The sequence below is a fragment of the Actinomadura madurae genome (assembly GCF_047130825.1).
Classification (GTDB): domain Bacteria; phylum Actinomycetota; class Actinomycetes; order Streptosporangiales; family Streptosporangiaceae; genus Spirillospora; species Spirillospora madurae.
The window spans coordinates 5,978,313-6,001,504 of the sequence record NZ_CP083237.1 but is presented as its reverse complement, the minus strand read 5'-3'; the positions used below and the strand labels follow the sequence as shown (position 1 = coordinate 6,001,504).

The 23,192-nt window shown below is 72.6% G+C and carries 25 protein-coding genes and 1 riboswitch; of the genes, 9 read left to right on the top strand and 16 right to left on the bottom strand.

Annotated features, from left to right (window positions below; translation table 11 throughout):
* Nucleotides 1–99 precede the first annotated feature (99 nt).
* Nucleotides 100–771, top strand: a complete 672-nt coding sequence (locus K8Z49_RS27215) for a polysaccharide deacetylase family protein (protein WP_024934214.1) — start codon at nt 100–102, stop codon at nt 769–771.
* Here the strand turns inward: K8Z49_RS27215 and sepF are convergent, their stop codons facing one another.
* Nucleotides 772–978: a cell division protein SepF gene (sepF, locus tag K8Z49_RS27210; RefSeq protein WP_021598327.1), complete on the bottom strand. Its 207-nt coding sequence runs from the start codon at nt 976–978 to the stop codon at nt 772–774.
* 104 nt (nt 979–1,082) lie between these two features.
* On the opposite strand from sepF, the gene K8Z49_RS27205 reads away from it, so the two are divergent.
* Nucleotides 1,083–1,460: a hypothetical protein gene (locus tag K8Z49_RS27205; protein WP_021598326.1), complete on the top strand. Its 378-nt coding sequence runs from the start codon at nt 1,083–1,085 to the stop codon at nt 1,458–1,460.
* Between the two features lie 113 nt (nt 1,461–1,573).
* Nucleotides 1,574–1,987 carry an ATP-binding protein gene (locus tag K8Z49_RS27200; protein ID WP_021598325.1) on the top strand — a complete coding sequence of 138 codons (414 nt, stop codon included), beginning with the start codon at nt 1,574–1,576 and terminating at the stop codon, nt 1,985–1,987.
* A 57-nt stretch (nt 1,988–2,044) separates the two neighbouring features.
* On the opposite strand, the gene K8Z49_RS27195 is transcribed toward K8Z49_RS27200, so the two are convergent.
* The 6 genes from K8Z49_RS27195 to K8Z49_RS27170 form a co-directional block, all read right to left on the bottom strand.
* Nucleotides 2,045–2,701: a choice-of-anchor P family protein gene (locus K8Z49_RS27195; RefSeq protein WP_075024044.1), complete on the bottom strand. Its 657-nt coding sequence runs from the start codon at nt 2,699–2,701 to the stop codon at nt 2,045–2,047.
* A 45-nt stretch (nt 2,702–2,746) separates the two neighbouring features.
* Nucleotides 2,747–3,562 carry a L,D-transpeptidase gene (locus K8Z49_RS27190; protein ID WP_033330147.1) on the bottom strand — a complete coding sequence of 272 codons (816 nt, stop codon included), beginning with the start codon at nt 3,560–3,562 and terminating at the stop codon, nt 2,747–2,749.
* Nucleotides 3,563–3,715: 153 nt separating this feature from the next.
* On the bottom strand, nt 3,716–4,189 hold the full coding sequence (locus K8Z49_RS27185) for a MarR family winged helix-turn-helix transcriptional regulator (protein WP_021598322.1): 474 nt from the start codon (nt 4,187–4,189) through the stop codon (nt 3,716–3,718).
* Nucleotides 4,190–4,271: 82 nt separating this feature from the next.
* Nucleotides 4,272–4,709, bottom strand: coding sequence for a response regulator (locus tag K8Z49_RS27180; protein ID WP_021598321.1), 438 nt, complete (start codon nt 4,707–4,709; stop codon nt 4,272–4,274).
* Nucleotides 4,702–6,390 carry a sensor histidine kinase gene (locus tag K8Z49_RS27175; RefSeq protein WP_412515550.1) on the bottom strand — a complete coding sequence of 563 codons (1,689 nt, stop codon included), beginning with the start codon at nt 6,388–6,390 and terminating at the stop codon, nt 4,702–4,704. Before K8Z49_RS27175 ends, K8Z49_RS27180 begins: the two co-directional genes overlap by 8 nt.
* On the bottom strand, nt 6,387–7,589 hold the full coding sequence (locus K8Z49_RS27170) for a PP2C family protein-serine/threonine phosphatase (RefSeq protein WP_075024045.1): 1,203 nt from the start codon (nt 7,587–7,589) through the stop codon (nt 6,387–6,389). Before K8Z49_RS27170 ends, K8Z49_RS27175 begins: the two co-directional genes overlap by 4 nt.
* 178 nt (nt 7,590–7,767) lie before the next feature.
* On the opposite strand from K8Z49_RS27170, the gene K8Z49_RS27165 reads away from it, so the two are divergent.
* Complete coding sequence (locus K8Z49_RS27165; protein WP_412515549.1) at nt 7,768–8,331, top strand: RNA polymerase sigma factor; 564 nt, start codon at nt 7,768–7,770, stop codon at nt 8,329–8,331.
* Nucleotides 8,328–9,524 carry a CU044_5270 family protein gene (locus tag K8Z49_RS27160; RefSeq protein ID WP_412515548.1) on the top strand — a complete coding sequence of 399 codons (1,197 nt, stop codon included), beginning with the start codon at nt 8,328–8,330 and terminating at the stop codon, nt 9,522–9,524. The genes K8Z49_RS27165 and K8Z49_RS27160 overlap by 4 nt, the downstream gene beginning before the upstream one ends.
* 71 nt (nt 9,525–9,595) lie before the next feature.
* On the opposite strand, the gene K8Z49_RS27155 is transcribed toward K8Z49_RS27160, so the two are convergent.
* Together K8Z49_RS27155 and K8Z49_RS27150 are read right to left on the bottom strand one after the other, a co-directional pair.
* Nucleotides 9,596–9,901, bottom strand: coding sequence for a hypothetical protein (locus K8Z49_RS27155; protein ID WP_021595499.1), 306 nt, complete (start codon nt 9,899–9,901; stop codon nt 9,596–9,598).
* A gap of 161 nt (nt 9,902–10,062) precedes the next feature.
* Nucleotides 10,063–11,547, bottom strand: a complete 1,485-nt coding sequence (locus K8Z49_RS27150) for a pentapeptide repeat-containing protein (protein ID WP_143118763.1) — start codon at nt 11,545–11,547, stop codon at nt 10,063–10,065.
* Nucleotides 11,548–11,744: 197 nt separating this feature from the next.
* Between K8Z49_RS27150 and K8Z49_RS27145 the strand changes: the two genes are divergently transcribed.
* Together K8Z49_RS27145 and K8Z49_RS27140 are read left to right on the top strand one after the other, a co-directional pair.
* Entirely contained in the window at nt 11,745–13,832 is a 2,088-nt protein-coding gene (locus K8Z49_RS27145; protein WP_111830779.1) for an RNA degradosome polyphosphate kinase, read from the top strand.
* A complete protein-coding gene (locus K8Z49_RS27140; RefSeq protein WP_021595496.1) occupies nt 13,825–14,739 on the top strand; it encodes an NUDIX hydrolase in 915 nt (304 codons plus the stop codon). Before K8Z49_RS27145 ends, K8Z49_RS27140 begins: the two co-directional genes overlap by 8 nt.
* Here the strand turns inward: K8Z49_RS27140 and K8Z49_RS27135 are convergent.
* Nucleotides 14,705–16,201, bottom strand: a complete 1,497-nt coding sequence (locus K8Z49_RS27135) for a CYTH and CHAD domain-containing protein (RefSeq protein WP_024934217.1) — start codon at nt 16,199–16,201, stop codon at nt 14,705–14,707. The genes K8Z49_RS27140 and K8Z49_RS27135 overlap by 35 nt on opposite strands.
* Before the next feature lie 214 nt (nt 16,202–16,415).
* A complete protein-coding gene (locus tag K8Z49_RS27130; protein ID WP_021595494.1) occupies nt 16,416–16,868 on the bottom strand; it encodes a GNAT family N-acetyltransferase in 453 nt (150 codons plus the stop codon).
* A gap of 149 nt (nt 16,869–17,017) precedes the next feature.
* On the opposite strand from K8Z49_RS27130, the gene K8Z49_RS27125 reads away from it, so the two are divergent.
* Both K8Z49_RS27125 and K8Z49_RS27120 read left to right on the top strand, forming a co-directional pair.
* A complete protein-coding gene (locus K8Z49_RS27125) occupies nt 17,018–17,347 on the top strand; it encodes a WhiB family transcriptional regulator (RefSeq protein WP_021595493.1) in 330 nt (109 codons plus the stop codon).
* A gap of 138 nt (nt 17,348–17,485) precedes the next feature.
* The gene (locus K8Z49_RS27120; protein WP_021595492.1) at nt 17,486–18,085 is read left to right on the top strand and encodes a rhomboid family intramembrane serine protease; all 600 of its coding nucleotides are present in this window, start codon (nt 17,486–17,488) and stop codon (nt 18,083–18,085) included.
* Here the strand turns inward: K8Z49_RS27120 and K8Z49_RS27115 are convergent.
* From K8Z49_RS27115 to K8Z49_RS27095, 5 genes are all read right to left on the bottom strand, one after another.
* Nucleotides 18,072–18,818 carry an SDR family oxidoreductase gene (locus tag K8Z49_RS27115; RefSeq protein ID WP_021595491.1) on the bottom strand — a complete coding sequence of 249 codons (747 nt, stop codon included), beginning with the start codon at nt 18,816–18,818 and terminating at the stop codon, nt 18,072–18,074. The genes K8Z49_RS27120 and K8Z49_RS27115 overlap by 14 nt on opposite strands.
* Before the next feature lie 52 nt (nt 18,819–18,870).
* Nucleotides 18,871–20,328, bottom strand: a complete 1,458-nt coding sequence (locus tag K8Z49_RS27110) for a hypothetical protein (RefSeq protein WP_412515547.1) — start codon at nt 20,326–20,328, stop codon at nt 18,871–18,873.
* A gap of 64 nt (nt 20,329–20,392) precedes the next feature.
* Entirely contained in the window at nt 20,393–21,178 is a 786-nt protein-coding gene (locus K8Z49_RS27105; RefSeq protein WP_021595489.1) for a sporulation protein, read from the bottom strand.
* A gap of 104 nt (nt 21,179–21,282) precedes the next feature.
* A complete protein-coding gene (locus K8Z49_RS27100) occupies nt 21,283–21,606 on the bottom strand; it encodes a DMT family transporter (RefSeq protein ID WP_021595488.1) in 324 nt (107 codons plus the stop codon).
* Nucleotides 21,607–21,637: 31 nt separating this feature from the next.
* Nucleotides 21,638–21,696: riboswitch (guanidine-III (ykkC-III) riboswitch) on the bottom strand.
* Nucleotides 21,697–21,721: 25 nt separating this feature from the next.
* Entirely contained in the window at nt 21,722–23,080 is a 1,359-nt protein-coding gene (locus K8Z49_RS27095; protein ID WP_021595487.1) for a UDP-glucose dehydrogenase family protein, read from the bottom strand.
* Nucleotides 23,081–23,192: the final 112 nt, after the last annotated feature.

The following is a 23,192-nucleotide window of genomic DNA, read 5'->3' as shown; positions in this document are numbered from 1 at the left end:
GGACGCGCCGGACGCTGTTACACAACCTACGGAAAACCGCCGGGTAGCCGAGTGAAAGGCGTGAATGGCCCGAGGTTTCCGCTTTCTAGCGTGACCGCCATGATGACCAAGAAATGGCTCGTGATCGTGTCACTTCCCCTTTTCGCGCTGGCCTGCGGCGCTGAGACCGCCATCGTCAGATCGGCGCCCGGTGCCCCTCCGGACAACACCGTCTACGGGGTGCGGACGACCGATCGGGTCGCGTTCCTGACCATCGACGACGGCGTCACCCGCGACCCCGGAATGGTCAGGGCGCTGCGCGACGCGAAGGTCAAGGCGACCTTCTTCCTCACCGCCCAGTACGTCCGCGCCGACCCCGGATTCTTCGCCCGGCTGGCCCGCGAGACCGGGTCCGTCGTCGAGAACCACACCCTCACCCATCCGAACCTGGAGGGCATGTCGCGCGATGCGCAGCGCCACGAGATCTGCGGTGCCTCGGACGACTTCGCCAAGGACTTCGGCCGCCGTCCGACGCTGCTGCGTCCGCCTTATGGCGCCCGGGACGAGACCACCGCCGACGCCGCCGCCGAATGCGGCATCACGCACATCGTGAACTGGAGCGCCGAAATAGCCGGAGGCAAGACGACCTTCGCCGCGGGGAACCGGCTCAAGCCCGGTGACATCGTCCTCGCGCACTTCCGGCGCACGTTCGCCGCGGACGTGGCCGAATTCGTCCGCCAGACCGAACGGGCGAACCTGACGCCCGCGCTGCTGGAGGACTATCTCGATTGATCAGGGCTGGAGGAGGAACAGTTTCCGGTCGACGCGGTCCAGGGCGCCGCCGCGGCCGAAGACGAGACCGGTGGCGAAGTCGACCAGGCGTTTGGCGTCGCCGTCCGTGAGGTCCGTCAGGTCCATGAGCACCGGGACGCCCTTGCGGAAGAAGTGCCCGACGTACAGGACCTCGTTGTAGTTCTGGGGACGCAGCGACTTGACCACCGCACCAGTCTGCCCGTTCGGCGCGCCCGGTCAAGGGACCCGCGCCAGAAGAAATTCGTCAAGAAGACTTGACGTCAGGGTAGCTTGACGCGCAGACTCGCGGGATGGTCACTCCAGATGCGATAGAGCGGGACATCACGCTGACGAGCGCGGCGGCCAGGTACGACGAGCTGTGGGTGCGGGACGCCGTGGGGGAGTCGCCGCTCGGGCGCGAGGAGGTGCTCGAGATGCTCGCGCTCGGGGAGGTGATCGCGCGGAAGGCGGTGTACGGGCGGCAGCTCGCCGTCCGGTCCGCGCGGCGGGCCGGGGCGTCGTGGGCGCAGATCGGCGCGGCGACCGGGGTCAGCAAGCAGGCCGCCTGGGAGGCGCACGGCAAATGGATCGACGATCAGGCCGAGCAGCACCGGCACCGTGACTACCAGGGGCTGGACGAGGAACAGGTGGCGGCCGCCCGGCGGCTGGCGGGCCGCGCCGACGAGTAGCCTGGCCCGGCGTTCCGATAATGGCGCTTCCGGTCATCTCTTTTTCCGGTGGCTGGAGTTTCCCTTCAGGATCAAGGGGAAATCTGCCAGTCGAGGGAACGGAGGCGATTGGCATGGAGGTCGTTCTCGAAATGACCCTGCCGAGGAACGCCGAGAGTGCACCGCTGGTGCGGCACACGCTCGACGCCTCCCTCCGCGGGCTCGGAGTGGGATCCGAGATCCGTGCCGATATCGCGCTCGCGCTGGGCGAGGCGTGCGCGAACGTCATTCAGCACGCGGCGGCCGGAATGGAGTACGAGGTCCGGGCGCGGATGGACGGGGCGCGATGCGTCGTGGACGTCATCGACGGGGGCACGGACGACGCGGCGGAAGGAGCCGACGGCTGGGAGGGCGCGCAGGCGCCGCCGCTCGCCGAGCACGGGCGGGGGCTGCGGCTGATGCGGGCGTTCACGGAGGACCTGCGGATCGCCGCGCGGGACCGGAGCAGGGGCTCGGTCGTGCATTTCGAGAAGTCGCTGGCGGGCTGACCGGCATGGAGACGGCCCGGCGGGCTGTTGCCCACCGGGCCGCGCATCGGGCACCGGTCAGCCGGTGACGGGCAGGTCGTGCTCGACCGGGGTCGGGGCGGGCGCCTCGGCCGGGGCCTTCGCGCGCCCGCAGGTGGCGGACGCGACCCGGACGGCGCCCTTGCCGCCGGGCAGGTTCAGCTCCATGGCGGTGACGGCGAGCCGGCCGTCGGCCGTGCGCTGCTGCTTGTTGAGGACCAGGGACGTCCGGCCGAGGCCGTCCACGTCGACGGGGACGGTGGTGTTCGGCGGCGGCGAGGCGTCCAGCCGGCGGCCGGCGAGGACGGCGTGCGCGAGGTGCGCCGAGCCGCGCCCGGCGGTGCACTTCGCGGACACCGCGCTGGCCAGCAGCTTGGCCTTCGGGACGGCCAGCCGCGCGACGGTCGAGCTGGCGCGGGCGGCGGAGGCCTTCACGTCCAGCGCGGAGGCCGACACGAGCCCGGTGCGGTTCTCCCGCAGCAGGCTCTTGCTGACCGTGCCCGTGCGGGACGCGACGGCGGGCACCGGCGGGACGGCCACCGGCCCGGTGACCGTCAGCCCGTACGCGGAGCCCTCGCCCCCGGGCGTCGCGGCGAGGGCGGGCGCCGAGGCGAGGGCGGGCGCGGCGGGCGCGGCGAGGCCGGCGGCCAGGAGCCCGGTCGTGGCGAGGCGCTTGGCGAGATGGGTGTGACGCATGGACGTACTCCGATTCTTGAGAGAGCTGGGGGTGCCTGCGGCCGGTCAGGCCGTGATGAGCACCAGTGATCCGAGCGGGACGCGGGACAGGGCCTTCAGCGCGTCCGCGGGTACCCGGACGCAGCCGTGCGTGATCGCCTTGCCGAACACCGAGGCGTCGGGCCAGCCGTGCAGCGCGACGGTGCCGGGACCGCCGCCGAAGGTGTCGAGGGTCGCCGAGTGGGTGCCGAGCGGCAGGACGGTCGGGCTCGGCGTCTTCTTGGCCGGCGCGAGGTTCGCCATGAGGAACGTCCGGCCCGGCGGTGTCGGGGTCTTCGCGCCGCCGACCGCGACCTTCCACCGGCCGACCGTGCGCTCGGACCTGCGCAGCGTGAGCCGCCTCTGGGCGAGCTCGACCCGGACGGTGTAGGGCGAGTGCGCCGTCTTCAGCCCGGCGGCGGAGACCCAACCGCTCGCCTGGTTGGGACGGCTCGGCAGGAGCACCCGCCGCCAGTCGCCGGAGCTCTCCACCACGGGCACCCAGGTAGGGCCGCCCAGTTCGGTGGTGGGAAGGGTGGCGATCCGGCGCCCGCCCGGACGGTCGAACACCGCCGCCGCCGTGGCCGGGTGCGCGACCAGGCCGTCGGTGGTGCCGTCGGGCGCGTCGTCCCTGGGAGCGCCGGAGATCGTGGTGAACGTGGTCGCCTCGGGGACCTTGGCGGCTCCCGCCGCCCCCGGGCCCCCGCTCCGTCCTCCGCCCGCGGACGCCGTGTTCTGCCGGGTCGCCCCGCCGCAGCCGGCGAGCGACAGCAGCAGGACGGCGGTGAGCCCGCCCGCGGTGAGGGCACGGGCGGAATGCCGCCGGGCCATTGTTGTCGCCATGGGCCGCGATGTTAGTAGTGGTGAAGGCGCCCGTAGCGGTAATGGCGAAAAACGCGCCGGAACCCGCGAATGTAAATGTCGATAAGCCTCGATTTTATTGGCTCTTTGTGGAGCGTCGCGACTAAGCCGAGAAAAGCGGATTCATGGGACAGGTCAGACGCGTATGGAGACCGAGCCGTCCTCGCCGTCGCGTTTGGAGGCAGCGTCGTGGAACTCGGTGAGCCCCCACAGCAGCGCGGCCCGCGCGGGCGCCGGCATCTTGGCCAGCACGCGGGCGAGGTCCGCGCGGCGGCGCAGCCGGAGCCGGTCGAGGAGCGCCTGCCCGTCCGGGCTCAGCCGGACCGTCACCTCGCGGCGATCGCGCCCCGGGTCGCGGGTCAGCAGGCCGGCGGCCTCCAGCCGGTCGCACAGGCGGCTCGCCGACGACACCAGGGCGCCCAGCGTGCCCGCCAGGTGGCTGATGTTGACCGGGCCGCGCTCCAGCACGAACAGCGCGCGCAGTTGTGCGGACGGGACGGGGACGTCGGCGGCGTTGTGGGCGCGCGACCAGACGTCCATCAGGGTGGAGGCCGCGTCGTCGAGCGCGGCGGCGGAGTCCTCGGCTTGCTCACTCGACGTGTCCACCATGCCCTCCACTGTTACACACGAGGACGACCGCGGCATACCGGGATCAGGGGGTGATCGTCCGCCTCGGCGGGCAGGCCGGACGTCAGCGCGGGAGCTTGACCACGGTGACGAAGAAGTCGTCGATGCGGCGGACGACGGAGATGAACTGGTCGAAGTCGACGGGCTTGGTGACGTAGGCGTTGGCGTGCAGGTGGTAGCTGCGCAGGATGTCCTCGTCCGCCTCGGACGTGGTGAGGACGACGACCGGGATCCGGCGCAGGTCGTCGTCGTCCTTGACCTCCTGCAGCACCTCGCGGCCGTCCTTGCGCGGCAGGTTCAGGTCGAGCAGCATCAGGTCCGGGCGCGGCGCGTCCGCGTACTCCCCCTCCCGGCGCAGGAACGCCATCGCCTGCTCGCCGTCGTTGACGACGTGCAGGGAGTTGTTGACCTTGTTGTGCTCGAACGCCTCGACCGTCAGCAGGACGTCACCCGGGTCGTCCTCGACCAGCAGGACCTCGATGGGGCGCGGGCCTTCATTCATCCGTGTCTCCGTTGTCAGCGTTGTCGGCGTTGTCGGCGGACGGCCGCGCGGGCAGCGTCCAGTGGAAGGTCGTGCCCGGGGTGTCCTCCGGCCCGTCGGTGCCGAGCCAGATCCGGCCGCCGTGGTACTCGACGATCTTCTTGCAGAGCGCCAGGCCGATGCCCGTCCCGGTGTACTCGTCGCGCGGGTGCAGCCGCTGGAAGATCAGGAAGATGCGGTCGGCGTACCGGGGCTCGATCCCGATGCCGTTGTCGGTGCAGTGGAACACCCACTCGTCGCCGTCGCGGCGGACGCCGATCGTGACCCGGGGCGGCGCGTCCGGGCGCCGGAACTTGATCGCGTTTCCGACGAGGTTCTGGAACAGCTGGGTGAGCTGGGTGCGGTCGCCGGGCACCTCGGGCAGGTCGGCGACGTCCACCTCGGCGCCGGTCTCCTCGCGGAGGGTCGCCAGGTTGTCCAGCGCCTGCCGGGCGACCTCGTCCAGGGCGACGGCCTCCTCCGGCCGCGACATCCGCCCCACCCTGGAGAAGCTCAGCAGGTCGTTGATCAGGGCCTGCATGCGCTTGGCGCCGTCGACGGCGAACGCGATGTACTGCCGCCCGCGCTCGTCGAGCTGGTCGCCGTACCGGCGCTCGATCATCTGGCAGAAGCTCGCGACCTTGCGCAGCGGCTCCTGGAGGTCGTGGCTCGCGACGTAGGCGAACTGCTCCAGCTCGGCGTTGGAGCGGCGCAGCTCCTCGGTCTGCTCGTTCAGCGCCGCCGTCTGCTCGTTCAGCCGGCGGGTCTTGTCCTCGCTGGCCCGCCACTCGTCGATGATCCGGGCGCGCATGGCGTCGATGATCGCCGCCAGCTCGTTGATCTCCGCCGGGCCGGGGACGTCGGCGAGCCGGTGCCCGAAGTCGCCCTGGGACACGGCGCGGACGCGTCCGGTCAGCGCGGACACCGGCGTCAGCACTGTCCGGCTGAACAGCAGGGCGAGCAGCAGCGCCGCCACGACGACCATGACGAGCGCGGCGAGCGCCGAGTACTGGGCCGTGCGCGCGCGGGACCGCAGGTCCTCGGCGGCATGCTCGTGCACCCTGACGATGGCGGCCTGCAGCGGCGTCATGTCGCCGCGCGCCTGGTTGAGCAGCCGCCGCGCCCGCCTGCTCTCGTCCGGGTCCACGTTCTCCCCGCCGGGCCCGGCCGCGATCCGGTCGGCGAACTCGGCCCGCCATGCCCGCGAGTCGGCGGTGGCCCTGGCGAGCAGGCGGTCGACGTCCTCATGGCCCGGCACGCCGGTGAGGAGCCGGCGCATCCGCGCGGCCGACTCCGCCTCGCTGCGGACGGCGGCCCGGTACCGCGCGACGTGCTCGGCGCCGCCGTCCTGCGCGTAGTCGCGGATCGCCGTGTCCTGGTTGGTGACGGCCGTCGACAGGCGGAACTGCTCCAGCGTCGCCGGGTCGACCTTGTCGATGAGGACGTCCCGCGCCCGGTTGTTCCCGTTCAGCGCGATCCCGGCCTGGACGACCGCGGCCAGCAGCAGCACGCCCAGGACGAGCGCGCCGATCCGGTAGATCTGGACGAGCCGGACCCGGCCGAGCCCGTGCCCCTCGGGGATGCCGGTCTCGGGCAGCACGACCCCCGGCCCGGTGATCCGCGGTTCCCGCCCGGTATCGCCGTCCGAGCCCTCCTCGGTCATCGGTCGTCCTCCCGGGTCAGCAGCAGTACGGCCAGGTCGTCGGCCAGGACGTCGCCGTTCAGGCGCTCGGCCTCGGCGATGAGCCCGTCGACGAGCACGTCGCCGCGCCGCCCGGCCGCGTGCGCGGGACGGGCCAGCTCGATCAGGCCGGCCAGGTCGAGGTAGTCGCCGGGGGCGCCCGCCTGGCCCTCGATCAGCCCGTCGGTGTAGAGCATCAGGCCCCACGAGTCGCCGAGCTCCAGGTCGAGGGCGGGCCAGTCGACGACGGGGAACAGCCCGAGCGCCGGGCCGCGCGGCTCGTCCGGGACGGGATCGACGCCGTCCGGGCCGAAGAACAGCGGGCGCGGGTGCCCGGCCCGGTACAGCCGCGCGCTGCGCCGGTCGGGCGCGATCGTCGCCATGCAGACGGTCGTGAAGATCTCGTCGCTCCACCGCTCGTGCCGGAGCACCGCGTCGAGCGTGCTCAGCAGCCGCGGGGCGGTGTGCCCGGCGAGGACGAGCGTCCGCCACGCCATGCGGAGCCGGACCCCGAGGGACGCCTCGTCGGCGCCGTGCCCGCTCACGTCGCCGATCACGGCGTGCACGGTGCCGTCCGCGGTCTCCACGGTGTCGTGGAAGTCGCCGCCGAGCAGGGCCCGGTAGCGGCCCGGCCGGTACCGGGTGTGGTGCCCGAGCGTCCGGTCGTGCAGGATCGGGACGGGCAGCAGGCCGCGCTCCAGCCGGGCGTTCTCCTGGCTCAGCGCCCGCGCCTCGACGAGCTGGCGCTCGGTCTCGTCGGCGCGCTTGCGCTCGATCGCGTAGCTGATCGCGCGGGTGAGCAGGGCGCCGTCCACGTCCTGCTTGACGAGGTAGTCCTGGGCGCCGGCGGCGACGGCCGCCACGCCGACGTGCGCATCGGCGAGCCCGGTCAGTACGAGGACGGCGGTGGCGGGGGCGTGCCTGCGCATCTGGTGGAGCGCGTCGAGGCCCTGCGCGTCCGGGAGGGACAGGTCGACGATGACGCACTGGATGTCGGCGCGCAGCGCGGTGAGCGCCTCGGCCAGCGTGGTCGCGACGGTGATCCGCAGGCCGGGCTGCGCCTCGGTCAGCAGCTCCTCGAACAGGAAGGCGTCGCCGGGGTCGTCCTCGACCAGGAGCAGGTGCGGGGAGCCGGCCACGCCGAGGAGCCGCTCCGCACCGCGACTGTTCATCGCGGCCATGTTGTGCTCCTTCGGTCCGGCACGACCGGTCTGTCGGGCGGGGTGTCCGTTGTCGTCCAGCAAATGTTAAAGGCACGTGGTAGCCGGAAAAACACGAAGTCCCCATGCCGCGTAACGATGCGGCGTTTCGGCCCACTACCTCCTGACAGCGACACCCGGACGGACGGAGGACCACGCGGTGGCGGACGAAGTCCCCGATGAACAGCGCTTCACCGCGATCTACGAGGAATGCCGCCAGCGGGTCTGGGCGTACGCCACCGCCCGCGCCGGCCGGCAGATCGCGGACGAGGTGGTGAGCGAGACCTTCGCGGTGGCGTGGCGGCGGCTCGCCGACGTGCCCGACCCGGCGCTGCCGTGGCTGCTCGGCGTCGCGCGGAACGTGCTGCGCGACGGGCACCGCGCGCAGGTGCGGCGCGAGGCGTTCGCGCACGAGCTGCGGCGGTGGGCGCCGCGGGCGTCCGGCGACATCGCCGAGGACGTGGCGGAGCGGCTCGCCGTCCTGCGCGCGATGGCGGACCTGCCCGAGGGCGACCGGGAGGTCCTCATCCTCGTCGCCTGGCAGGGCCTGGCGCCGCGTGATGCCGCCCGGGTCGTCGGCTGCTCCCCGGCGGCGCTGCGGGTGCGGCTGCACCGCGCCCGCCGCCGGCTCGCCCGCACGGCCGGGACGGCCCCGCGGGAACCGGCGGAGGGCCGGGCCGGGTCGCGTCCGCAGGTGGGGATGATCAGTGAGGAGATGTCATGAACGACGTGCTGCGGGCCCTGCGCGAGGCCCGGCCCGCCGAGCTGGACCCGGACCTGCCGGTCGGCGAGGACGTCCGGCGCGCCGAGCTGGCGCGGGCCATGGCCGCGGCGCCCACAGGGGCGCGCACGGCGGCGCCCACGGCGGTGCCGCCGGCGCCGGCCCGGCGGCGGGTGCGGCCGGCGTGGGGCCTCGGGCTGGCCGGGGCGGTCACGGCGGGCGCGGTCGTCGCGGCGGCCGTGCTGACGGCGCCCATGATCAATGAGGGCGGCGGAACCGATGGGGACGGCCCGCGGCCGGGGAGCGGGGGCGGGGCGGCCGTGGCGCTCGACGCCCGGACCGTCCTGCTCGCGGCGGCCGGGAAGGCCGACGGGCAGGCCGAGCGGGTGCGGGCGTACTGGCACCAGGTGACGATCTCGTCCAGCACCTACACGGTGGGGACGGGCGGCGACCGCTACGCCGTCACGCTGCGGAGCAGGTCGGAGAGCTGGACGCCGAGCAGGCCGGGCGGCACGGCGTGGGGCGCCGAGCAGGACCTCGGCGCGAGGCCCGCGACGAAGGCGGACGAGGCGGCCTGGCGGAGGGCCGGGTCGCCGGACACGTTCAAGGTCGAGGTCCCCGTCACGCCGGGCGGCAAGGGACGGCTCAAGGGGTTCACGGCGACGACCGCGCCGGGCGAGCGCCACTTCAGCGGCTCGCCGCTGGTCGACGGCGACAAGGTGTTCTGGCTGGGCCGGAACGTGACGATGAAGGACCTGCGATCGCTGCCGTCCGACCCCGCGCGGCTCAAGGCGGAGCTGCTGCGCTGGTACGAGGGCCATGACACCGAGTCGGACCGGCCGATGGCCTCCGGCGAGTGGCTCTACAACGTGGCGCGCGGCCTGGTGATGGACATGCCGGTGAAGCCCGCCGTGCGGGCGGCCGGGTTCCGGATGCTGGCCGGGCTGCCGGAGGTGCGGTCGCTCGGAAAGGTCACCGATCCGGAGGGGCGGACGGGGGACGCCATCGCCCTGGACGAAAGGACGCCGGCCGGCGTCATCCGGCATGAGCTGATCATCGATGTGCCGTCCGGTACCGCGCTGGCCAGCCGGAACGTGATGGTGAGGCCGGCGGCCGGGTCGGCGGTCCCCGCCGGGCGGACGATGAATTCCACGGTCACGCTCGCGACCGGCTGGACCGATTCGCGGCCGCGCTGACGCCCTTGGCGGAGGGACGGTGCCGCCTGCCGGTGCCGTCCCTTCTCCCGGTGTTAGTGGCCGAGATGTGATCAGGCGCTTTTCGGGGTCCGGCGGGCGGCTTTCTGCGCGGCCCTGCGCTGCGCGGCGGCGGCCCTGGCGCGGTTCATGCTTTCGCGGACCTTGGCGGCGCCGCGGGTCGCGGTCCTGGTGTCCTTGGCGCGCCCGGCGTAAACGGCGAGAACCTCGGCGACGGGCGGCGGCTGCCATTCCTCCTTCAGCACGATCGGCAGGACGGGGGCGGGTGCGGCGGCGGCGGAGTTTCCGGGCACGGGGACGAGCGCGAGATGCGATTGGCAGTGCGGGCACTGCACCCCCGGATGGGTGTCTCTGCTCATAACACAAATCATTACCCAGGGGTCTGACAAAACGACCCCGCGACCTTTCGAGAGGCCGCCGTTATCTGCCCGTGCCGCTCATGCCCGTGCCGATCATGTGCCTGTGCCGCTCATGTGCCTGTGCCGCTCATGTGCCTGTGCCGCTCATGTGCCTGTGCCGCTCATGTGCGGTGGGCCGGCGGGCGCCACGCGGTGGTGGGGGCCCGGCCGCTCGGGTGCCGTGGCCGGGCGTCGTGGCGGACCAGCGACACGCCCGAGCAGACGAGTGCCGTGATGACCACGATCCACGCGACGGCGCGGCCGGCCCGCAGCCCGTATCCGCAGGTCAGCCAGAGGACGTGCAGGCCCGCGCGGCGCCAGGGGTCGCGCTCGCCGCGCCGCCGCACCTCGTGCGCGTTGTAGCGGAAGTCCCTGGCCAGCCGGCCCTCGTCCAGGTCGGCGGCGGCGCGGGCCAGCGCCAGGTAGAGGGGCCGCAGCCGGACGTCGCCGGTGCCGCCGGCGCCGCGGGCGAGGTCTTCGGCGAGCACGGCCCGCGCGGCGCCGCGCCACGGGCCGAGGTGCCGGCCGGGGACGGTCGCGAACGAGCAGCCGCGGCCGATCTTCAGCGTGTCCGGCCGCCGCAGCCCGAGGAACCCGCAGCGGCTCAGGTCGACGCCGGTGAGGACGAGCCGCGCCGTGTCCGCCCGGCGCAGCGAGACGAGCCGGACGTCGGCCGGGCCGGTCCACGGCGGCTCGGTGAGCCCCTGGATCGGGTGGGGCAGGGACCGGACGGCCGCCGGGCCCTCGAACGCGACCTCCTCCAGGTCGAGCTCGGCGTGCCGCAGCCGGAACACCGCGTCCCCGTGGACGGTCGCGCCGCGGGCCGTGACCAGCCGCGCCGCCGCGTGCACCCGCAGGGCGCCGTGGACGGCCGCGTCGGTCAGCCCGATCAGGCCGCCCGCCACCAGCGGGCCGAGGCACATGCCGTGCCGGAACCGCGTCCGCTCGAAGTGGGCGTGCCGGGCCACCTGGACGCGCTTGAAGGACACGGGGCCGCCGAAGCACGCCGCCTGCATCGCCGCGTCCCGTCCGAACCGCGCGCGGTCGAAGCTGGCCGCGCCCATGAACACGGCGCGCCGGAACGCGGCGTCGGCGTGCCACCGCGTCTCGCCGAACACGGCGTCGCCGCTGAAGACGACCTCCTCGAACGAGGCGTGCCGGTGGAAGCGGGCCTCGTGGAAGGAGACGTTGCGTCCGAAACGGGCGCCGCGGAACGAGGCGTTGCCGAAGAACCGCGCGTCGTAGAACGACACGCCGCCGAGGAAGCACGCGCCGTCGAAGGAGCTGTCGCCCTCGACGCAGCAGCCGCGCAGGCCCGCGTCCGCCGTCAGGACGGCGCCGTCGAAGCGCGTCCGGCCGAGGTGGGGGCGCCCGTCCGGGCCGGTGACGGCGTCCAGGACGGCGTCCAGCAGCCAGGCGGTGACGGTGACGCCGCGCAGGTCGAGGTCGGCGCCGGGACGCAGCGCGCCCACGAACCGCTCGAACTCGCGGGGGCGCAGGTGGGCGGCGCAGCCTCCCGTCTCTCCGGCCACCCGTCCGGTGCAGCCGTGGACGGTCCGGCAGCGCGGCCAGAACACCGTCGGCATGGAAGGCTCGTGATGGGTCACGCCTCTTCTTTTACCCACGCATGGCCGAGCCGTGAAGCCTCTTTGTAGTCAGGTCGTTACAACCCGCAGGCCATGTCCCGCTCGGTCGGGGAAGCCGGAGTGATCTGCGGGAACCGCGGGCATGATCGACGTATCTGATAGGTCGGCGAAGGCCGCGAGTTTCACAGTCGTTCACCTTAATCAGGGAAAATTACGGCATGACCGTTAATCCGGGACAACACCTCCCCCAGCAGTCCGAAGCGCTGCCCGATGACCGCTTCCTCGACCGGGAGGAGAGCTGGCTGAGATTCAACCAGCGCGTCCTGGAACTGGCCGAGGACCCGGACCTCCCGCTGCTCGAACGCGTCCGCTTCCTGGCGATCTTCTCCAGCAACCTGGACGAGTTCTTCATGGTGCGCGTCGCCGGCCTCGCCCGCCGGATGGCGACCGGGCTCGCCGTGCAGTCCGCGAGCGGCCGGCAGCCCCGCGAGGTGCTGGCGCGCACCGGGGAGGTCGCGCACGAGCTGATGCTGCGGCAGGCGTCCTGCTTCCGGCACGAGATGCGGCCCGCGCTCGGCGACGAGGGCATCGACATCCTGCGCTGGGACGAGCTGGCCGAGACCGAGCAGGAGCGGCTGCGGCGCCTCTTCCGCGACCGCATCTACCCCGTCCTCACCCCGCTCGTCGTCGACTCGGCGCACCCGTTCCCTTACATCTCGGGCCTGTCGCTGAACCTCGCGGTGATCGTCCGCGACCCGGAGACGGACGCCACGATGTTCGCCCGGGTCAAGGTGCCCCCGCTGCTGCCGCGCTTCATCGAGGCGTCCCCGGACCGGTTCACGCCGCTGGAGGACGTCATCGCCGCCCACCTCGGGCAGCTGTTCGTCGGCATGGAGGTCGTCGAGCACCACGCGTTCCGCGTCACCCGCAACCAGGACCTGGAGATCGACGACGACATCAGCGAGGGCCTCCTGCAGGCCCTGGAGCGCGAGCTGCTGCGCCGCCGGTTCGGCCCGGTCGTCCGCCTGGAGGTCGAGGAGTCGATCTCCGAGGGGGTGCTGGAGCTGCTCACCTCCGAGCTGGCGGTGGACGAGGGGCAGATCTACCGCGTCGCCGGGCCGCTCGACCTCGGCGGGCTCGCGGCCATCGCCGACCTCGACCGTCCGGAGCTGAAGTACCCCCCTTTCGTCCCGTCCAAGGAGGCGCTTCCTGAGGACGCGAGCATCTTCAGCGCCATCCGCGAGCGCGACGTCCTCGTCCACCACCCGTACGACTCGTTCACCACGACCGTCCAGCGGCTGATCGAGGACGCGGCGACCGACCCGCGCGTCCTCGCGATCAAGCAGACGCTGTACCGGACGAGCGGCGACTCCCCGATCGTGGACGCGCTGATGAGCGCGGCCGAGGCCGGCAAGCAGGTGGTGGTCGTCGTCGAGCTGAAGGCCCGGTTCGACGAGCGCGCCAACATCGCGTGGGCGCGCAAGCTGGAGACGGCCGGCTGCCACGTCGTCTACGGGTTCGTCGGGCTGAAGACGCATTGCAAGCTCGCGCTGATCGTCCGGCAGGACGCCGAGGGCCAGCTGCGCCGCTACTGCCACATCGGCACCGGCAACTACCACCCGAAGACGGCCCGCCTGTACGAGGACTTCGGGCTGCTCACCGCCGACCCCGAGGTGGGCGAGGACGTCAGCGCCCTGTTCAACCACCTCACCGGCTACTCGCGGCAGAGCTCCTACCACCGGCTGCTCGTCGCGCCGAACAACCTGCGGTCCGGGCTCGTCCAGCGGATCGAGCACGAGATCGACAACCGGCGGGCCGGGCATCCCGCGCGGGTGCGGATCAAGTGCAACTCGCTGGTGGACGAGGTGGTCATCGACGCGCTGTACCGGGCGTCGCGGGCCGGGGTGCCGGTGGACGTCTGGGTCCGCGGCATCTGCGCGCTCCGTCCCGGCGTGCCCGGCCTGTCGGACCTGATCCGGGTGCGCAGCGTCCTCGGCCGGTTCCTGGAGCACTCCCGCGTGTTCGCGTTCGAGAACGGCGGCGAGCCCGAGGTGTGGATCGGCAGCGCCGACCTGATGCACCGCAACCTGGACCGCCGTGTCGAGGCGCTCGTCACCGTCACCGACCGGGCGCAGCGCGACGGGCTGCTCGACCTGCTCGACCTCGCCCCCGACGACGGCACCCACGCGTGGACGCTCGCCGGCGACGGCACCTGGACGCGGAACCGGCCCCGCCCCGGCGAGACCCTGCTCGACATCCAGACCCACCTCGTCAAGACCCGCCGCTGGAGGACGATCGATGGCTGACCCCGGGCCCGGCGTCATCCGGGCGGCGGGCGCCCTGCTGTGGCGCGACGGACCGGAGGTCGCGCTGATCCACCGCCCCCGGTACGACGACTGGTCGTTCCCGAAGGGCAAGGCCGACCGCGGCGAGCACCTCCTGCGGGCCGCCGTCCGCGAGACCGAGGAGGAGACGGGCATCGTCCCGCGCCTCGGGCGGCGGCTGCCGACCATCACCTATCCCGTCGGGGACCGCGTGAAGGAGGTCGATTACTGGGCCGCCCGCCCGGCGGCCGAGAGCGCGTTCATCCCCAACGACGAGGTCGACGACGTGGTCTGGCTGCCCGCGGACGAGGCGGAGGCCAGGCTCAGCTACCGGCACGACGCCGACCTGCTGCGCGGCTTCCTGAGCGGCCCCGCCCGCACGTCGCCGCTCGTGATCCTGCGGCACGCGAGCGCTGGGGAGAAGCACGCGTGGCGGGACGCCGACGAGCTGCGCCCGCTGGACGAGGCGGGCCGCGCGGAGGCGGCCGCCCTCGCCGCCCTGCTGCACTCCTACGGGCCCATGCGGGTGGTCAGCTCGACCACGGCGCGCTGCCTGGAGACCGTGCTGCCCTACGCGCGCCTGGCCCGCACGTCCATCGTGACGGAGCCGGCGTTCACGGTCGGCGACACGAACCCGGAACAGGCCGTGGAGCGGCTGCTCGCCCTGGCCGGGGAACCGACCGTCGTCTGCACGCACGGCGAGGTCGTCTCCGAGCTCATCGGCGGGCTGTGCGCGAAGCTGGGCGAGGACGTGCCGGAGGACCCGGAGCTGCGGAAGGGCGAGTTCTGGACCGCACACCTGGCGGGCGGCTCGATGGCCGCCCTGGAGCGGCACGGCCCCAGAACGGACGGCTCTAGAACGAGGGCCCCAGCGTCTGGGACCACGTAGTCGCGAGCCGGTCCCGGGCGGCCTCGGCCTCGCACTTCTCCTTGCCGTAGAGGGCGCCGAGCGTGAACGCCTCCCCGGTCGTCCTCGCGCGTCCGGCGGCGTTCTCCAGGTGCTCCATGGCGATCACGCCGTCCTGGTAGTCGCCGAGGACCTCCTGGATGCGCCTGGCGTCCTTCACGACCCGCTTGGCCGCCACCCCCAGCACCGGGACCGCCAGCTCGGCGGCGTACCGGGCGCGCTTGGCGGCCTTGCGGGTCTCGTGGCGCGCGTAGTCGGGGTCGCGGGCCGTCCTGATCGACCCGTACTCCTTGGCCATCCGGTCCCACGCGCGGGTGACGAGCCCGGGAAGCTCCTTGCGGGCCTTCCGCTCGGCCCCCATCGCGAACGGCGGGTCGGCGACGAGCCGGTCGAGCTCGTCGAGGAGGGTGAAGTACCGCTGGTCCTTCAGGGCCGCGTTCAGCCGCCGGTACGCGGCGCCCTCCTGCCGCCGCAGATCGTCCAGCAGGAAGGCCGGTGCGTCCCGGAACCGCATGCGCAGCACCTCCAGGTCGCGCACCTCGCCGAGGACCTGCGCCAGCCACCGCAGCTCGGGGCCGAGTTCCACGGTCCGCTCGGTGTCGAGGACGGGACGGTAGCTGCGCAGGGCGCTCCGCGTCCGGCGGACCGCCACCCGCATCCGGTGGACCGCGTCCTCCTCCCCGAGCCGCGCCTTCGGGTCGTACCGGAGGACCGCCTCGACCTGCTCGGCGAGGTAGGCCAGCACGACCTCGCCCGTGGTGATCGACGGCGCCTTCCCGTTGGAGGTGGCCTCCGTGAGCCGCGACCTGGCCGCGGCCCGCTGCGCCGCCTCCTCCGACGGCACGATCGCGGCGCCGAGGAGCCGCCCCAGCTTGGACGACGACTTGGCCTTCTTCGCCCCGGCCTTGCGCAGCCGCTTGCCGGCCGCCTTCAGCAGCTCCGGCGTGCCGCGCGGCCCCAGCTCGACCTCGATCTCCCGCCAGTGCCGCGGCTCGGCGTCCTGCTCGCCGCGCCCGGTCACCAGGTCGTCGGCGACCTCGGCGAGCAGGTCGCCGTCCGCGTCGAGGAGCCGGACGACCGTCCGCCGCGTCTCCAGCGTCGCGACGGGGCGCAGCTCCGCCCCGCGCGTGCGCGCCGCGACCAGCCCGGCCAGCCGCGCCGGCACGACCAGCGGCCGGCCGAGCGGAGCCCGCAGCTCCTCCTTGCCGTCCGGCCCGGCCGGCACCTTGAGATGCCAGCCGGCGTCGTGCCCGCCCCGCCGCCGGCGCAGCGCGATCCCCGCGGCGGCGAGCCGCAGGCCGGCGGTGTCGAAGTAGGTGGCGTGCAGCTCGTGGACCTCGGGCTCCCCGATCGACGCCACGCCCGGCAGCCCGTCCAGGTCCGGCAGGGCGAAGGCGGCCGCGGCGTCGTACTTCTGCTCGATCTCCAGATGCCTTTCGGTCACGCTCTGCTCCTCCGGGCTGATCGATGACACGGCGCACACCACGCAGGTGACCAGCATTTCACGCCGAGATGATCGGCAAAAGAAACCTTCCGTACGCTTGACCGTCACGCCGCGTACGGATGACCGGGGGAGGACGCCGCGGCAGGTAAGGGCGCTACAGGGGCAGAGTGCGGGCCACCGGGCGGCCCCATGACGGTGCGCCGGCAGGAGGCTCTCAGGTGAGGTGGTACTTCATGCCCATGTGGGACGGGCGGAAGCCGATCTTCTGGTAGAAGCGGATCGCGTCGGGGCGCTGGCGGTCGGTGGTGAGCTGGACGACGCGGCAGCCGCGGGCGCGGGCCCGGTCGATGGCCCAGTTGATCATCTGCTGGCCGAGGCCGGCGCCGCGGTACTCGGCCGCGACGCGGACGCCCTCGATCTGCGCGCGCTCGCCGCCGGTGTAGGTGAGGCCGGGGATGAAGGTGAGCTGGAGCGTGCCGGCGACCCGCCCGCCGGCCTCCGCGACGACGACGGTGTTGTTGGGGTCCTTGTCGATCGCGGCGAAGGCGGAGAAATAGGCCTCCGGGATGTCCTCTCCCGGTGTTTCGCGCGTGGCGCCCAGGGGATCGTCGGCGAGTAGCCGGACGATCTGGGGCAGATCGTCCACGGTCGCATCGCGGAAGGTCACTTCTTGATCACTCTGCACACTCCCAGGTTATCGGGGCGCTAATTTGCAACGTTCACGTATGTCTTGTAGTACTACGAGTTGTAGTACTACGCTGAGTGGAGACCACCTCCGGACTGCACGGTGGTCTCGTCGCCGCGCAGGGAGATCCAATGCACAACAACGAGAACGAGGAACACTGGACCGACCACGCCATCTGCCGCGGCGCCGATCCTGACCTGTTCTTCCCGATCGGGTACTCCGCGCCGGTGCTCCAGGCGCAGGAGGACGCCGCCAAGGCGATCTGCGCCAACTGCCCGGTGAAGGCCGACTGCCTCGCGTGGGCCCTGAAGGTCGGCGAGCCCGACGGCATCTGGGGCGGGACGACCCCCGAGGAGCGCCGCTACCTGCGCCGGACCGCCGACGCCCCCGCGCGGCGCCCGCTGCCCGTCATCGTGGTCCGCGGGGACGCCTCGGAGCCGGAGCACGCCTCGGCCGCCTAGGGGACGCCGCCCAGGGGACGAGGGCCACTTTTCCCACGAGCCGGCTGTTCGGCAGGTCATGCCGGAAGCGCTCCCTGGCACCTTCCGGGGGGCCCGTGCGTTGACGATGCAGGGACGTCCAGACTTACGGTGGCTGACATGAGCTATACCCCCGACCGGCAGCGTTCCGAATCGCTCGCCACGCACGGCGCTCGCGCGCTTTCGGCGGGCGTGCTGATCCTGTCCGTGACCGCCGTGATGTGGGTGCTGGAGGCGGTCGACTACACGAGCGACGGGTGGCTCGACCGGTTCGGGATCCAGCCGCGGGACGTCGACGACCTGCCGGACATCTTCACCGCGCCGTTCATGCACGGCGGCTTCGGGCACCTGATGGCCAACACGGTGCCGTTCCTCATTCTCGGGTTCATCGCGGCGGCGCGGGGGATCGTGAAGTTCCTCGTCGCCAGCCTGATCATCATCGTGGTCGGCGGGCTCGGCGTGTGGTTCATCAGCTCCGCGAACACGCTCGGCTCCAGCATCCTGATCTTCGGCTTCTTCGGCTACCTCGTCGGCCGCGGGGTCTTCGAGCGGCGGCTGCTCGACATCGGCATCGCGGTCGCCGTCGTGGCCGTCTACGGGACGATGCTGTTCGGCGTCATCCCGAGCGACCCGACCATCTCGTGGCAGGGCCACCTGTTCGGGCTGCTCGGCGGCGTCCTCGCCTCGTGGGTGCTGCGCAGGGACACTAGTTCGGCCTGACGGTGACGTCCGAGACCACCGCGTCGCGGGGCGTCTCCAGCGCGGCCACGAGGACGCGCGCCACGGTGCCGGGGGCCGCGAAGTCGTCCTCGGCGTAGGGGTGGCCCTCCTGGGCGCGGACGCTCCGCTGCATCTGGGTGGCCGTCCGGCCGGGGTAGACGCTCGTGACGCGCAGGGACGGCTCCTCCGCGCGCAGCGAGTCGGCGAGCGCGCGCAGGCCGTACTTGCTCGCCGCGTACGCCGACCACTCCGGGTTGGCGCGCAGCCCGGCGGTGGAGTTGACGAAGACGACGTGCCCCCCGGCGGCGCGCAGCGCGGGCAGCAGCAGCCGGGTCATCTCCGCCGCCGACACCAGGTTGACCGACAGGTGCTCCATCCACTCGTCGGCCTCCATCTCGGCGACCGGCCCGAGATGCACCATCCCCGCCGTGTGGATCAGGCCGTCGAGCCGCGGGGGGATCCCCGCCAGCGCGAGGGCCGCCTCGATGCGGCGCGGCTCCGTCAGGTCCAGCGGGATGGTGGCGATGCCCGCGGCCCGCGGCGGCGAGGCGACCGCGCCGGGGTTGATGACCTGGGTGGCGGCGTTCGCTCCGCCGCGCAGCGCGGCGGCGAGCTTGTCCAGGCGCTCGGGAGAGCGGCCGGCGAGGAGGAGGTCGTGCCCGCGCTCACGCAGCAGCTCGGCCACCGCCGTGCCGATGCCGCCGGTGGCCCCCGTGATCAGATACGTGCCCATGGCGTTCCATTCTCGTCGATCCCCTACCCCGGTGGACGCCGGGGGCCGCGCGTTAGTTCGGCCGCAGCACCCGCGTCGCGCCCGCGATGAGGGCCGTGGCCAGCACCCAGCCCGTCGTGACGAGCCCGTAGGCCACCCAGCGGGACCAGTCGACCGCGTCGTAGGACAGCTGCTGCCCGAACGTGTCCAGCGGGATCAGCAGGTCCAGCGTGTAGATCAGCGCGTGGAACGTCGGGAGCTCGTTGCCCGGCTTGATCGGACGCGGATGCTCTATCGAGAACACCGTCGTCCCGATGGCCAGCAGGGCGGCGAACCACGCGAACGCCAGCCACGGCCGGTACCCGAACCCGACCGTCCAGTCGAGCAGGTGGTTCCACGCCTTGCCGACCGGGTTCAGGCCGCGGCGGCGCGCCCGCAGCTTGGCGAGATGCACCTTGCGGGCCAGGTCGTCGTGGCCGATGCCGTGGTACCAGGCGGCGAGCTGCTCGTACGGCTGGAGATGGAACTCCTTGTCCCGTGACACCCAGTCGAGCCGGTCCTTGAACTTGGCGTTGCGCAGCGTCTGGTACGTCATGCCGTTCAGGTACAGCTCGTCCGGCCAGACGTCCGGATGGTCCATGATCAGGTCGATCCGGGAGTAGGAGAGGGACACCCGGCCCTTGATCCGCTCCTCCGGCCAGAGCAGCAGCTCGTCCGCCTGGATGTGGCTGGCGTGCAGCGCCATCCGGGCCGGGTCTCCGGAGTCGAGGCGCGCCCGGGAGAACGACAGGATGCCGGCGAAGCGGGCGCTGCGCAGCCGGACGGTGCCGAGGGCGGTGAAGCCGTTGCTGAACTCGGCGGTGTCCTCGACGATCATGTTCTGCGCGTCCAGCGCGATGCGGCCCGGGTTGGACAGCGTGGTCCGCTCCATGAACAGGCCGCCGTTCATGCGGGCCCCGACGAACCGGACCCCGCCGGTGATCTCGGCGTCCCGGATGAAGGCGCCGACGTCCACGACGAGCCCCCCGCTGAACACCGCCCACTTGTCCGGCTCGGACGCGGTGATGCGGGTGCCGTTCATCCGCAGGCCGCCGCTCAGCTGCGCCCGGGGAAGCCGCACCTCGCCGTCGATCTCCGACCCGGACATGCTGAGGTAGCCGTCCGCGCGGAGCCCGCCGCCGTCGAACCCGGGCATCCAGCAACCTGAGAACCGCAGCTGCCGCGTGTCGGCGTTGGAGAAGTCCGGTTCCTCGACGAGCCGGCACTCCGCCAGGAGCAGCTCGTACTGGACGTCGCCGCCGGACACGTCGAGCTGCCCCGTGATGTAGGCGCCCTGGAGCCGGACGGCCGCGACCGCGCCGGGACGGGTCTCGCACGCCCCGAGCAGCAGCCGGGTGATGATCTCCGCGCGGACGATCCGCTCGGGGTCGGGGCCGGCGGGTCGGTCGTCGCCGAGCACGACGGTCGAGCCGGTGGGGAACGCGTTCCAGAGGCGCCGTTCCGCGTCGTTGAGTCCGGGGGGTTGGGGCACGGAACCTCTTTCTACGCGGAGATCCCCTCCGCGATCAACATCGCGGAGGGGATCCCGGGGGTGGCTAGAAGAAGCCGCGGCGGCGTCCGGCGTCCTGGAGGAAGCCGTCGAGCTGCTGCTCCCAGTTGGTCTGCTCGACGGTCGCGTAGTCGACCGTGAACCGGCTGAACGCGTCGTGGCCCTCGGTGAAGACCCCGCCGCGCTTGTCGAGCTCCAGCACGACCTCCATCGACTGCGGGTAGGACACGAACGTCACTTCGAGCTGCTTGATCCCGCGCGCGTACTGGCCCGGAGGGTAGAACTCGATCTCCTGGTAGAAGGGGAGCTCCTGGTGGACGCCCCAGATGCGGCCCTTCTCGCAGTCGGCGTTGCGGAACTGGAAGCCGAGGTTGGAGAAGGCCGCGAGGATGCGCTCCTGCGCGGGCAGCGGGTGGACGGCGATCGGGTCGAGGTCGCCCGGGTCGACGGCGCCCGCGACCTCCAGCTCCGTCGCGATCCCGACGGTCGTGCCGTGCAGCGGCCGCCCGTACATGTGGGTCAGCGGCGCCTCCCACGGGATGGGGAACTGGAACGGGACGCTGTGCCGCGCGCCCTCCTGGAGGCTGAACCCGCCGGCGACGGGCATCTTGGCGTACTCCAGGTTGGAGGAGTACTCGTTGTCGCCCGACTCGACCTCGACCCGGGTGCGCAGGGCGAGGTTCACCGCCTTGATGTCGGAGTTGAACTGGCCGCCGATGATGGTGATCTCACCGGTGACGACGCCGCCCGGCGACGTGTTCGGATTCTGCAGGATCGTCTCGATCGAGGGGCCGCCGATGCCCATCGCCTGACGCAGCTTCTTGAAGACCAAGGTCCGTCCTCCCGTGTTCGAGCGACTCCCCGCGCTCTCGTCCCATAGACGCTGTCACGGGAGACTACGTTCCGGGAAGTCGCGGCGACCTGCGAACGGCCGCCTCAGTGGCCGCCCCCGGCCAGGTTGAGGCCGACGACGCCGGCGATGATGCACGCCAGCGCGGCGACCTTGAGGACGGAGACCTGGTCGCCCATGAGCGCCATGCCGAGCGCGGCCGTCCCGACGGCGCCGATGCCGACCCAGACCGCGTAGGCGGTCCCGACGTCGAGGTTCTTCAGGGCGAGGCTGAGCAGGCCGAAGCTGGTCACGGCGAACAGCGCGAACCCGGCGGACGGCAGCGGTTCGGTGAAGCCCTTGCTGCCCTTCAGGCACAGGGCCATCGCGACTTCGAAGAGGCCGGCGACGATGACGAGGATCCAGGCCATGGTTCTGCTCCCGGTACGAGACGGCTGCGGTCACGCGCCGTCTTCGCCTGCCGGGTACGACGCACCTCGTCCGGGAGGGAACGCCTGAGCATGCCCTCGTCTTCGTCAACGGCCCCTAGGCGCCGCCTGTTCCCGCGCTGGGACGTCCCAGCGCGCGGTACTCCCACCCCGCTTTCCGCCAGGTGACGGCGTCGAGCGCGTGGCGTCCGTCCACGACCCGCTTGTGGCGGACGACGTCCGCCAGCGCCGCCGGGTCGATCTCCCGGAAGTCCGACCACTCGGTCAGCAGGACGACGACGTCGGCGTCTCGCGCGACGTCGATCGCGCTGTCGCCGTACCGCAGCTCGGGGAACGCCCTGCGGGCGTTGCCGAGCGCGGCCGGGTCGTAGATCCGGACGTCCGCGCCGAGGCCGTGCATGGTGCGCGCCACGTCCAGGCCGGGCGCGTCGCGGATGTCGTCGGAGTTGGGCTTGAAGGCGGCGCCCCACGCGGCGATGCGTTTCCCGGCGAAGTCGCCGCCGAGCAGCTCCCGGACGAGGTCGACGGTGCGGGCGCGGCGGCGCCGGTTGATGTCGTCCACCTCGCGCAGGAACGACACCGCCTGGCCGACGCCGATCTCCTCCGCGCGGTGCGCGAACGCCCGGATGTCCTTGGGCAGGCAGCCGCCGCCGAAGCCGAGGCCGGGACGCAGGAACTTGCCGCCGATCCGGTCGTCGAGCGCCAGCGAGTCGGCGAGGTCCTTGACGTCCGCGCCGACCGCCTCGCAGACCTCCGCCATCGCGTTGATGTAGGAGATCTTGGTGGCCAGGAACGAGTTCGCCGCGACCTTGACCAGCTCGGCGGTGGCGAGGTCGGTCCGGACCACCGGGGTGCCGAGGTCGAGGACGGGCTTGAACGCCGCGCGCAGCCGCGCGTCCGCCCAGTCGGACGCGACGCCGAACACCAGCCGGTCGGGACGCAGCGTGTCGTCCACGGCGAAGCCCTCGCGCAGGAACTCGGGGTTCCACGCCAGCTCGACGTCGGTGCCGGCGGGCGCGAGCTCCTGGACGAGGCCGGTGAGGCGCGCGGCCGTCCCGACCGGCACCGTGGACTTGCCGACGACGAGGGCGCGGCGGCGCAGGTGCGGTGCGAGGGAGCGGACGGCGGCGTCGACGTAGGACAGGTCGGCGGCGTCCGAGCCCTCCTGCTGGGGGGTGCCGACGCAGACGAAGTGGACGTCCCCGAACTCCCCGGCCTCCGCGAAGGAGGTGGTGAAGCGGAGCCGGCCCGAGTCGAGCGCCTTGGTGAGCAGCTCCGGCAGCCCCGGTTCGAAGATCGGGACCTCGCCGGACGCCAGCCGTTCGACCTTGCGCCGGTCGACGTCCACGCCGAGGACCTCATAGCCGAGCACGGCCATGCAGATCGCGTGCGTGGCGCCGAGGTAGCCGGTGCCGATGACGGTCAGCCTCGGCGCCTCCGACTCCTCCTGCTGCATTGCGCACCTCCTCGTGCACCGCGGGTGTGTTCGCGCCCGCTCGATCTTGCCACCACGTGCGGGGCGGCTGTAGCCGGGTGGGGCCCGCGGGACGAACCCGCCGGTCGTGGAT